Genomic DNA, 11,455 nt, shown 5'->3' with positions numbered 1-11,455 from the left:
AATGCGGATTATAATTCCTTTTGTTTCTATGATTATAATATTTGCTTTATTGTATAAATTGAGTCCTACTCCAGAAGAAGGCCTTAATTTAAAACTTAGCCATACTTTGCCTGGTGCAGTATTTACTACTACTGGATGGATTATAGCCTCCATGGTTTTTTCTTATTATGTAAATAATTTTGGAAAATATTCCAGAACCTATGGCAGCCTTGGAGGAATAATAGTATTGTTAATCTGGCTTTATATAACCAGTATAATGATAGTATTAGGAGGCGAAATCAATGGAGCCTATGCCGCTATTATGAATAATACTGGAGTAGAAGATTGTGAAGATGAAAAAAAAGAATAATTTATACATAAACTACTAAAGATAATATAGTGGTTTTTAACTACTAAAACTTGGTAAGGTGAAAATATATGAATCATATATCTGATAAAAATAATAAAATATATTTTATTTCTAATAAATGTTCTCAAACTATTGGTGGAGTACAAACCATAATTCGATTAATAGAAAAAGCAATGCCTAAACAAAACTTTGTAGAAATCCCCTTAGTATATAGTAAGAAGGATATAAAATTAGACAAGTTATCTAATGTTGAAATATATAGTTTAGCTTTAAACACCAGCGAAAAATTATTAAATTATATAAATATATTTGAATTCGATAAACAAATTAAGAATGAAATTATCATACCAAATTCAAAAATAATTGTATTTGGAGCCCAGAAATTACTTTTTCTCAGCAAAAAAGATTTAGAAAGAAACGAAATAATAATATTCCAGTCTAATAGGCCGGATATTACATTTGGAACAGTAGATAGTGATAAAATACCTTTTATCCTAGAAGATAGAATAAAATATATTGACAAATTCTTATTCTATACAGAAGAGGATAAAAAAGAAATAATTAAAATCCTTGATAATTCAAAAGTTGAATATAATTTTAGACCTTATATAGTCCCTAATCCTTCTAAAACCCCTAGAAATCAAATATGTCAATATACCAACAATATAATGTACATGGGGCGATTCGATATAATACAGAAAAATATTAAGGAATATATAAAACTTGCAGATAAACTTTATCCAAAGTATAGGATAAACGCTTATGGAGATGGTATTAGCAAGTTTTTATTGGAATTTTCTAAGGTAAATGTGGAGGGAGTTATCAAGGATATTAGTGAGGTTGCTCATAAAAATAGTATATTATTGTTGCTTTCAAATTATGAAGGCTTTGGCAATGTATTAGTAGAAGCCTATTCAGTTGGAATGCCTGTAATTGTATACGATTCCTACCCAGCAGCCAAATCCATTGTAACTCCTGGTGCTGGGAAATTAATTCCTTATGGAGATATAGAAGGAGTAAAAAAAGCAATTGAAGAAATATTAAAAGATGAAGATACTTTTAAATCCTATTCTCATAAGGCCTTTGAAGAATCAACAAAATATATAAAAGAGAATATTGTTAAAAAATATATTGAAGTTGTTTTAGATTGATGCCTCTCAATTAATTTTTTATAATTCAAAAGTAAAAAGCTATACCAAAATACATGCGTATTTGATATAGCCTCAAAAATGTACCCTTAAGTTTATTATTTAAATTTTACCGCTGTACCATATGTTATAACTTCTGCTGCCCCCTGCATAATTGCAGAAGAAGCATAACGTATATTTATAACTGCATCTGCTCCTAAGTTTTCAGCCTCTTCCACCATTCTTTTGGTAGCAAGGGCCCTAGCCTCATTCATCATTTCATTATAAGCTTTTAATTCTCCCCCTACGATATGCTTAAATCCTTGGGTTATATCTCTTCCGATGTTTTTACTTTGAATTGTACTCCCCTTGACTATTCCAAGCATTTCTAACTCCTTGCCAGTGATATAATCAGTATTTACTAAGATCATCTTCTTCTCCACTCCTTATCTCCTTTATTCTTTCAATTAACACAAATATACTAACTCCTATTAAAGCTAATGGTATTACAAGTCCTATTACTCTTATCAAAATTGGCACAGAAATAATAGACCAGCCCCAAATAAAAAATGATAAATATATGATCAATAAAATTGTAATTATAATAGGAGCTATTATTTTTTTAATCTCCATATGATCATTCTCCCATTTATATAATAAAAACCTCTTTCATTTATTATACCATTATTATTATATGAATTGGTATTAAATATATATTATATTTTTGATAAATTATTGGGTAACTATAGTATAATGATAAATGGAAGGAGAATCACTATGAATATAAAAATATTAGAAGAAATAGGCTGAGGATATAGTAAATTAGCTGTAGTGGTAAACTCAGCTTTAAGAAAATTGAATATAAATCATAAACTTGAAATAATAGGGAATCCTAATTTATTTTCAGATTATAAAGTGTCTAATCCCCCAGCTCTAATAATAAATGGAGAAATACTGGTAAAAGGCTATATCCCAACACAAGAGGAAATGATAAAAATATTAAGTAATAAAAAATAACTATCAAAAATGGTATTAATACCATTTTTGATAGTTATTATAATTATTTCATTAGATGATGTTCTAGTATTTGTTCCTTTCTAAAATCTTGTAAACCTAGATAGAATTCTAAATTATTTAATAAGTATTCTAATTTTACAGGTCCTACTAGTTCTGAACCTGTTACTGCTACACCGTATTTACTAGCTTCTTGTTTTACTAGTTCAAAAGTTCTATAAAGAGGTGTTTTGCTACAGTCAAACATATTCATAGATACTACAGTGCCTTCTCTTTCAGGAAATTTAATACCTACTGCTCTTACTGTTGAAAATCCACCACTTGGTCCTCTAACGGTTTTGGCTATTGCTTTTGCGATACTCACATCTTCTGTAGCCAAAAATACATTATAAGCTGTTAACCCTTCCATATCTGCAGATACTATAGTTGCTCCATATTTATCGCTTAACTTTCCATCTACAGATAAATCTGGTTTTCTAGCTTCATAATCTGGGTGGTTTTTATCTTCTAATAAAGCCTTTAATCCTTCGTATTGCCCCTTTCTTATAAAGGATATACTCTCTTTATCTTTAGTCTTTGCATTTTCAGCTGAATAATAAATTGGAACTTGATATTTATCAAATAGTTCTTGTCCTATTTCTTCTGCTAGCTCAGTTACTTCCTCCAAGCTAATATTTCTAAAAGGAAATAGTGGTATAGTGTCTTGAGCTCCTATTCTTGGGTGGGATCCTTTTTGTTCTCTCATATCAATTAGTTCATAGGATTTTCCTGCCATTGCTATTAAAGCTTCTTTTAGTGGTTCTGGTTCTCCTAATATGGTAAGTACTGTTCTATTAAAATCATGTTCTGGTTCAACACTAACTAAGGTTACTTTTTCTCTATTTCTTATTTCATCGGCAATGGCGTCTATTACATCTTGCCTTCTTCCTTCACTGAAGTTTGGTACTGCTAAAATATATTGTTTTGCCATTGAACTACCTCCTTCATAATAATTCGCTATTGCATTATAGCATAAAGAAATTTGTTGTTCTTTGTTAATATTCTACAAAACTTGTAATCCCTTTAAAAATCAAATTATAATATTACATATTTTCAAGAAGAGATTCTAAAGATAGTCCTACCTCATATAATTTCTTTTGTTCATCTATTACTGTTAAAAATTTAAACAATTTTCCATCTTCTACTCTTACCTTAATAGGAGTAACTATACTTTCTTGTCCTTCTTCCTTTAAAACCAAAAAACTTTTGTCTACTTCATATAAATTAAGTCCTATAGAATCCTTATTGCTACTATATTCTACAGTACCTAGTTCATCAGTAATATATATATCATCCATTTTGGTATCTTTAAGTAGAACTCCTATACTTTCGTGGTCTATCCCCTTATTCTTAGCATAATTCTTAATATAGTAGGCTGCATTTAACATCTTCTCTTCCATAACCTTCCCTGCAACAAATTGCTGCATTTCGTAAACATTATCCATTATCTTATCTACAACTTCCTGTAAGTACTGAGATTTACTACGTTGTTCTATTACTTGTGTTGTAGTCTCTTCCATATGGGCAGCTATCTCTTGTGCAAAGCTTGTAACTTTATCAATATTAGCAGTTACATCTTTAATCATCGAGTTATGCTTATTTGTTACATCTTTTATACCTTCAAGACTGGTTTTTCCTGTATTTAATGTTTTAACAATAGATCCAAATTCCTGACTAGTATTTTCCATAATGGTACAATTATTATCAGCATGCTCCATATCTTCCTCCATTAGTTTGGTAATGGAGTCTATTTCATTCTTTAATGTATATATAACTTCTTCAATTTTAGATGAAACTTCCTCTGTTTCTTTAGCTAATTTCCCTACTTCCATAGCTACAATAGCAAATCCCTTCCCATGTTCTCCTGCTCTTGCTGCCTCAATAGAAGCATTTAAAGAAAGCATATTGGTTTCCTTAGATATAGAGTTAATCAAATCGATTAAACCTACTATTTCATCAGAATAATCTTTCAATTTCAACACTTGTTTTGATGATCTATTGGTCATATCCCTGGATAGATTAATTCTCTCTTCTATATACTCTATATTTTCTATGCCTTTTTGAGCTGTAGAAATAGAATCCGATATAAATTGAATCTTATCTACCATATCCTTTTCAATTTTCTCCAAAGACAAAAGTATATCTTGAGTCAATTCATTAGTCTTACTTAACATATTAGCTTGCTCTACTGTATTAGAATCTGCCACTTCTATAGAAGAAGCTATGGATTCAGTTGCATCTACACTTTCTTGGGATACTATATTAAGTTTTTCACATATATGAAAGATATTCGTAGAAATCTCCACTTGAGTTTTTAAATTATTTTTAATACTTTCAGACAACTGATTTAATTCCTCTTGTACCTCCTCAGGAATATCCATATCCTTATGTTTTGAAAAATCCATATGATTTAAATTTGATATATAATCTTCTATGTTTTTCAATGAATTTTTGTTTAATTGCTTGTACAATATAATTGTTAAAACTATAGATAATACTATAATCAAACCTAAGGTTAAATAGATGTTCTCAGAATAGGACATCACTAAGAAATTTATCACCATAAATATCAATATTATTATAAGTAAATAGATAAAACTTTTTTTATTATTCACAGCATATCTCCCTTCTGTCTTATTATAAAGCTTATAGGGATAAATCAATAAATTTAAATTCCTTGACATCAAATAACCCCATATCTGTAACCTTAATATTTGGTATAACTGGTAAAGCAATAAAGGATAAGGTCATAAAAGGCTCTATATATTCATTTACTCCTAAGACATCGTAGGCCTTATTTAGCATATTATTCAATTTATCGTTAACCTTATGTAAAGGTTCTTCTGACATAAGGCCAGCAATAGTTAAAGGCAATGTATCTATTATTTCTCCTTTGGATACAAGAGTAATACCTCCTCCTACTCTTTGAAGTTCCTCAATGGCAAGGAGCATATCCCTATCGTTATCTCCTATAACTATTATATTATGAGAATCATGTGCTATGGTAGAGGCTATAGACCCATTTTTAAGACCGAAACCTTCAACTAAAGCTAAACCTATATTACCTGTTTTATTATGCCTCTCTACTACAGCCACCTTCATAATATCCTTTGAAGGTATGAACTTACCATCTTTCACCATTACCTTTCTTTCAACTTTCTCCGTCACTAGATTATGAGGTAGTAGTTTTATTACATTAGCTTTATCCCCTTTGAGATATATCTGTAAATCTTCTTCCTGAACTTTTTTAATATTTACCGTGTTTTTCATACGGCTATTGTCTCTATTTTCCAGATTAAATAATGCTTCTTTATCTTTTCCTTTAAGTTCTCCAGCTTTATATACTTCTAATATATTGAAATCTTCCAAATTATCAATAACTACCATATCAGCTAAATAACCTGGAGCAATTGCACCTTTTCCTTTTAAACCATAACATTCTGCTGCATTTAAAGAAGCCATTTTGATACAATCTATAGGATCTACTCCTGACTTTATAGCCAATCGAATATTGTGATCGATACTACCATTTTTTAATAAATCCGATGGATGTTTATCATCAGTACAAAATATACATCGTCTCAAATTGTCTTTGTTTACAGCCTTTATTAATTCTGTCAAATTTCTAGCTGCTGAACCTTCCCTAATATGAATATACATTCCTAATCTTAATCTATCTACCATTTCTTCTACTGTAGAACATTCGTGCTCTGTATCGATGCCTCCTACTACATAGGCGTTTAGTTCTTTATCCTTAATTATTGGACCATGGCCATCTATTATATGGTCTTTAAAAAGAGTTAACTTTTCTAAAACATCTTCATCTCCATTAACAACTCCTGGATAGTTCATCATCTCTCCTAAACCTAGTACTCTTTTCTCTCCAATTAACTTTTCTAAATCCTCAGCTTTAAGAACTGCTCCAGAATTTTCAAAGGGAGTTGCCGGTACACAACTAGGCAACATTACATATATGTCTAAAGGCAGATCATCACTTTCTTCCAATATATATCTAATTCCGTCTAACCCCTTTACATTGGCTATTTCATGTGGATCTGCTATTATAGTAGTAACTCCACTAGGGACTATAGCCTTAGCAAATTGAGAAGGGGTTACCATGGAGGATTCTATATGAACATGACCATCGATAAAAGCAGGTGATAAAAATTTCCCCTTTAAATCTATCTCCTTTTCACCTTTATATTGACCAATTCCTACAATTCTTCCATTATATACTGCCACATCTCCTGCAATTATTTCGTTTGTAAATACATTTATTATATTGGCATTTTTAAACACTAATTGAGCCTTCTCATCACCTTTAGCAATTTTAATCATCTTTTTAATCATAATTCCCACCTCTGTTAACTTTATCTAAAGCTTCCCTTAATTTCTCCGGTGTAACAGGTAATTCTTTAATTCTTACTCCCGTAGCATCATATATTGCATTTAATATAGCTGGAGCAACTGGTATCATAACAGGTTCTCCAATACCCTTAGCTCCATAAGGCGCTGTAGATTCTGGATCTTCTACTATTATATTCTCTACATCTATCATATCCATTGCTGTGGGTATTAAATATCGAGAAAATTTATTGTTCTTTATATGACCTTTTTCTAATTTTAAATCTTCAAATAAAGCATATCCTAAAGCCATAGCAAAGCCTCCATCCATCTGTCCTTCAACTAAATGAGGATTTATAGCTTTACCAACATCCTGAGCAAATACAGCCTCTTTTATTTCTACTTTACCCGTATCTGTATCTACTTTTAGCTCTACTCCACAGGCATTAAAGGTATAAGGCCAATATGGAGCTCCTTGTCCTGTTTCTGGATCCATCTCTACCGTTTGGGCTATAAATTCTCCTTCTGCTTCTATATTCCCATCTCCAAATTTATCTACCAATTCCTTAAAAGAAATTTGTTTCTCTGGGAAAAATTCTAGGTATATTCTCCCGTCTTTAACCTTCAATCCATGAATGGAGTTTAAATTTAACTCTTCCTTGGCCACTTCAATCAAGCTATCTTTAAAGTTTTCACAAGCTTTTCTAATTGCATTTCCCGTATTATAAGTTTGACGACTAGCTGCTGCTGTTCCTGAATCTGGCATAAGACTTGTATCTTCCGATATAAATAACACTTCTTCCGATGAAAGGCCTAAGGTTTCTGCGCCTATTTGGAGGAGAGCAGTCTTAGCTCCTTGACCTACTTCTGTAGCGCCTACATAAATACCTACTTTTCCCCCTTCATGCAATATTACTTTTGCCTTAGATACATCAGGAAATCCATTTCCATATCCAGTTCCATAAAAAGATACGCCAATTCCTCTGCCATGCTTTATCATTTTGCCCCCTCCTTTCTAGGATGAAATTCCATCTTTGCTGCTACTTCTTTTATGCAAGCTTCTAAGGGTACTGACTCCTTCAGTACTTGCCCTGTAGCTGTAACGGAATCTTTCTTAAATATATTAATCATCCTTATAGATATAGGGTCTATGCTTAATTTTTCTGCCAATATATCCATCTGCTGTTCATGAGCTATTGGTACTTGAGTAGCACCAAAACCTCTCATAGCTCCTGCAAAAGGATTATTAGTATAGACTGCATAGCTATCCACGACTACATTAGGTATATAATAAGGTCCAGTAATATGGACTCCAGCTTTCCTCAATACATTTGGTGCCCAAGAAGCATATGCTCCTGTATCTCCTATGATTTCAGCCTTCATAGCTAATAATCTTCCTTCTTTATCTGCTCCTGTCTTACATTTCATAATCATAGGATGTCTCTTAGCATGAGCAATAAAAGATTCTTCTCTAGAATATACTACCTTTACAGGTCTTTTGAGAATATAAGCTGCTAAAGCTAAATGAATTTGGAAACTTATATCCTCTCTCCCTCCAAAAGCTCCTCCAACATTAGCGTTTATAATCCTTACTTCATCTTCATTTAAATTAAGTGCGCTGGCTACTTCTTCTCTATCATAATGAGGATATTGAGTAGCCACCATAACCGTAATCCTACCTTCTTCATCTATAAAAGAAACCCCTGCCTCTGGTTGTAAAAAAGCATGCTCTACCATATGGGTTTTGTAGGTGTTTTCTGCAATTACATAGCTATTCTTAAAGCCTTCTTCTATATCTCCCCGTCTTATCTTATAATGATACATTATATTGCTATCTTCATGGACTTTTGGTGCTTTCTCATCCATAGCAATTTCTGGGTCAAAAACCCCTTCTAATTCTTCATAATCAACCTTTATCTTCTCTAAAGCTAATTTACATACTTCTTCCGTTTCTCCTACTATAAAAGCAATTGGATCTCCTATTCTTCTAACCTTTTTTTCACATAAAACTTCATGATCTTTAAATACTACTCCATGACTATTATTCGGTACATCTTTGTAAGTAAAAATTTTAATTATACCATCTATCTTTTCCGCTTCACTAATATCTATATCTATATAGGCATGGGGTAATTTGGACCTTAAGGTCTTTCCATATACCATATTGTCCATATATATATCCTCAGGATATAGAGCCTTTCCTGTAACTTTACTATAGGCATCGGTTCTCGTAATATTCTTACCTACTATATCCAATTTCATCATTTCCCCTCCTCTATATATTTTATTGCTAATTCTACAGCATCCACAATCTTGTTATATCCAGTACATCTACAAAGATTACCAGAAATTCCTTCTCTTATCTCTTCTCTACTAGGATTAGGATTTTTATCTAATAATGCTTTTGCTGACATAATCATCCCTGGAGTACAAAATCCACATTGAACAGCCCCTGCATCTATAAAAGCTTGTTGAATAGGATGTACTCGTTCCCCTTCGCCTAGCCCTTCTATAGTCAAAATTTCACTACCATCGGCTTGAAAGGCCATAACCAAACAAGATGTTACCGTTTCTCCATCCATTATTACAGTACAAGCTCCACACTCACCTTCACCACAACCTTCTTTGGTGCCAAGTAACCCTAACTTATCTCGTAATAGATCTATAAGTCTCATGTTTTCATCTATATTTAAGCTATAATTCTTCCCGTTAACTTTCAGCTGAATTTCCTTCATTGTCTCACCCCATTTAATAATTCCATGGCTTCTTTCAAAGCTTCTCTAAACATACTATCTACGGCTATCCGTTTATAAGGAAAAGTAGATCTTTTGGCTAATCTTTTTTCCATGGCTTTTTGCAATACTACAATTCCTTCATCTATGGTAGTATGGTCTAATTTTTTTCCCATTAAAAATTGTTCCAATTCTAGTTCACGCATAGGATATTTTCCTAACGAGCCACTAGCGACTTTTATAGTACTTATTTTTTCGCCTTCATCTAATTCTAGCAATGTAGCTATAGACAATCTAGATATAGCCAATGCCTTCCTAAGACCTAGTTTAGAAAAACTTAATGCTTGTCTTTTATCTAGTTTATTAAAACGAATATTTACCAAAATCTCATCTACTTTAACACTTGCATCCTCATCCTTATAATAATCCTCTATGCTTATCTCTCTTGTCCCTTTTATGCTTTTAAATATAAGGCTAGCATTTAAACAGATTAAAGGAGGAATGGAATCAGCAGCTGGAGAACCATTTGCAATATTGCCTCCTAAGGTACCTTTATTTCTAATCTGGGGAGAGCCTACCAAATGACATGATTTGTTCAATCCATATAGATTTCCTACAAATAATGGACTTTCTACTATCTGAGTAAAACTTACTCCAGCACCTATTTCTATATATTCTCCCTTATCCTCTATGGACTTAAGTTCTTCTATACTAGATACATCCACCAATACTTTAGGAGCTATTCTCTCGTTTCTCAAATCGATAATTATATCAGTTCCACCAGCAATAATCTTTGCATCTTCCCCGTATTTTCCCAATAGTTCTACAACTTCGTATATATTTTCCCCTTTATAAACTTTCTCCAATGCCATTTTAAAAACCTCCTATATATAAAACCTTTTACAAAGACCGCCCCCCTACGGAAGCTCCTTCGGAAGGCGGCTTGTTTTATATCTTTATATACCGACTATGTTTTTAATTACGAACAGTATTGCTAATACATACATTACTCCAGATATATCTTTATGTTTTCCAGTTATTAATTTTAATACTACATAGGAAACCATACCAAAGACTATACCCTCTGCAATACTATAAGCAAAAGGCATCATTACTATGGTTAAAAATGCAGGAATTGCCTCTGTAAAATCTGTTAAATCTATTTCTTTAATTGGGCTCATCATGAATAATCCTACTAAAATAAGTGCTGGCGCAGTTGCTTCTCCTGGTATCATGCCGAATATTGGTGAGAAAAATAATGCCAAGAAGAACATTCCTGCCGCAGACAATGCTGTAAGACCAGTTCTACCACCATCGGCTACTCCTGAAGCAGACTCTACATATGTAGTTACCGTACTAGTTCCTAAACAAGCACCGGATACAGTACCTACTGCATCTGCCATTAAAGCTTGGCTAACTCTTGGAAGTTTTCCTTCTTCATCTAACATATCTGCCTTTGAAGCTACTCCTACTAAAGTACCTACTGTATCAAATATGTCAACAAATAAGAAAGTAAATACTACAATTAACATATCCAATGTAAATATGTTATGCCATTCAAATTGAAAAGCTACCTTTGATAAAGATGGTGGTGCTTTAAATATTCCATCTGGAAGCGGAGTTATTCCCATTGGGATACCTATTATTGTTGCAGCCAATATCCCAATTAATAAAGCTCCTTTAATATTTTTAGCTAACAACACTCCCATTATAACTAAACCTATTAATGCTAAAATCGGTCCTCTATCAGTTATATTACCTAATCCTAATATAGTTCCATCTCCAGTTTGAACTATTCCTGCATTTACAAAACCAATTAGTGCAATAAATAATCCAATACCGACGGATAC

At 32.3% G+C, this 11,455-nt stretch carries 13 protein-coding genes; 3 read left to right on the top strand and 10 right to left on the bottom strand.

What is annotated here, in order from left to right:
* A partial coding sequence (locus VK998_RS09780; protein WP_325227947.1) for a YihY/virulence factor BrkB family protein occupies window positions 1-349 on the top strand: 349 nt, incomplete at its 5' end.
* 68 nt (window positions 350-417) lie between these two features.
* Window positions 418-1,500 carry a glycosyltransferase gene (locus tag VK998_RS09775; protein WP_325227946.1) on the top strand — a complete coding sequence of 361 codons (1,083 nt, stop codon included), beginning with the start codon at window positions 418-420 and terminating at the stop codon, window positions 1,498-1,500.
* Between the two features lie 95 nt (window positions 1,501-1,595).
* Here the strand turns inward: VK998_RS09775 and VK998_RS09770 are convergent, their stop codons facing one another.
* Together VK998_RS09770 and VK998_RS09765 are read right to left on the bottom strand one after the other, a co-directional pair.
* Entirely contained in the window at window positions 1,596-1,919 is a 324-nt protein-coding gene (locus tag VK998_RS09770) for a YbjQ family protein (RefSeq protein WP_325227945.1), read from the bottom strand.
* Window positions 1,888-2,109: a hypothetical protein gene (locus VK998_RS09765; protein ID WP_325227944.1), complete on the bottom strand. Its 222-nt coding sequence runs from the start codon at window positions 2,107-2,109 to the stop codon at window positions 1,888-1,890. The genes VK998_RS09770 and VK998_RS09765 overlap by 32 nt, the downstream gene beginning before the upstream one ends.
* A gap of 198 nt (window positions 2,110-2,307) precedes the next feature.
* Between VK998_RS09765 and VK998_RS09760 the strand changes: the two genes are divergently transcribed.
* Window positions 2,308-2,493, top strand: a complete 186-nt coding sequence (locus VK998_RS09760; protein WP_325227943.1) for a thioredoxin family protein — start codon at window positions 2,308-2,310, stop codon at window positions 2,491-2,493.
* 43 nt (window positions 2,494-2,536) lie between these two features.
* Here VK998_RS09760 and ftcD read toward each other — a convergent pair whose 3' ends face one another.
* The 8 genes from ftcD to VK998_RS09720 form a co-directional block, all read right to left on the bottom strand.
* Window positions 2,537-3,460, bottom strand: a complete 924-nt coding sequence (gene ftcD, locus VK998_RS09755) for a glutamate formimidoyltransferase (RefSeq protein WP_325227942.1) — start codon at window positions 3,458-3,460, stop codon at window positions 2,537-2,539.
* A gap of 112 nt (window positions 3,461-3,572) precedes the next feature.
* The gene (locus VK998_RS09750; RefSeq protein ID WP_325227941.1) at window positions 3,573-5,144 is read right to left on the bottom strand and encodes a methyl-accepting chemotaxis protein; all 1,572 of its coding nucleotides are present in this window, start codon (window positions 5,142-5,144) and stop codon (window positions 3,573-3,575) included.
* Between the two features lie 31 nt (window positions 5,145-5,175).
* Window positions 5,176-6,879, bottom strand: coding sequence for an adenine deaminase (gene ade, locus VK998_RS09745; RefSeq protein ID WP_325227940.1), 1,704 nt, complete (start codon window positions 6,877-6,879; stop codon window positions 5,176-5,178).
* Window positions 6,872-7,873, bottom strand: a complete 1,002-nt coding sequence (locus tag VK998_RS09740; protein WP_325227939.1) for a xanthine dehydrogenase family protein molybdopterin-binding subunit — start codon at window positions 7,871-7,873, stop codon at window positions 6,872-6,874. Before VK998_RS09740 ends, ade begins: the two co-directional genes overlap by 8 nt.
* Entirely contained in the window at window positions 7,870-9,135 is a 1,266-nt protein-coding gene (locus VK998_RS09735) for a xanthine dehydrogenase family protein molybdopterin-binding subunit (protein ID WP_325227938.1), read from the bottom strand. The genes VK998_RS09740 and VK998_RS09735 overlap by 4 nt, the downstream gene beginning before the upstream one ends.
* A complete protein-coding gene (locus VK998_RS09730) occupies window positions 9,135-9,608 on the bottom strand; it encodes a (2Fe-2S)-binding protein (RefSeq protein ID WP_325227937.1) in 474 nt (157 codons plus the stop codon). The genes VK998_RS09735 and VK998_RS09730 overlap by 1 nt, the downstream gene beginning before the upstream one ends.
* A complete protein-coding gene (locus tag VK998_RS09725; RefSeq protein WP_325227936.1) occupies window positions 9,605-10,477 on the bottom strand; it encodes an FAD binding domain-containing protein in 873 nt (290 codons plus the stop codon). Before VK998_RS09725 ends, VK998_RS09730 begins: the two co-directional genes overlap by 4 nt.
* A gap of 84 nt (window positions 10,478-10,561) precedes the next feature.
* A partial coding sequence (locus VK998_RS09720; protein ID WP_325227935.1) for an NCS2 family permease occupies window positions 10,562-11,455 on the bottom strand: 894 nt, incomplete at its 5' end.

It is taken from the genome of Schnuerera sp. (assembly GCF_035459645.1).
GTDB lineage: Bacteria > Bacillota > Clostridia > Tissierellales > Tepidimicrobiaceae > Schnuerera.
Note: the sequence above shows the minus strand (reverse complement) of the source record. Positions and strands in the feature narration are given on the sequence as shown.

Bases quoted from the DNA above. Each gene is read 5' to 3' on its own strand.
- VK998_RS09775 (WP_325227946.1), top strand. From the start codon at position 418: ATGAATCATATATCTGATAAAAATAATAAAATATATTTTATTTCTAAT.
- VK998_RS09765 (WP_325227944.1), bottom strand. From the start codon at position 2,109: ATGGAGATTAAAAAAATAATAGCTCCTATTATAATTACAATTTTATTG.
- ftcD (WP_325227942.1), bottom strand. From the start codon at position 3,460: ATGGCAAAACAATATATTTTAGCAGTACCAAACTTCAGTGAAGGAAGA.
- ade (WP_325227940.1), bottom strand. From the start codon at position 6,879: ATGATTAAAAAGATGATTAAAATTGCTAAAGGTGATGAGAAGGCTCAA.
- VK998_RS09740 (WP_325227939.1), bottom strand. From the start codon at position 7,873: ATGATAAAGCATGGCAGAGGAATTGGCGTATCTTTTTATGGAACTGGA.
- VK998_RS09735 (WP_325227938.1), bottom strand. From the start codon at position 9,135: ATGAAATTGGATATAGTAGGTAAGAATATTACGAGAACCGATGCCTAT.
- VK998_RS09730 (WP_325227937.1), bottom strand. From the start codon at position 9,608: ATGAAGGAAATTCAGCTGAAAGTTAACGGGAAGAATTATAGCTTAAAT.
- VK998_RS09725 (WP_325227936.1), bottom strand. From the start codon at position 10,477: ATGGCATTGGAGAAAGTTTATAAAGGGGAAAATATATACGAAGTTGTA.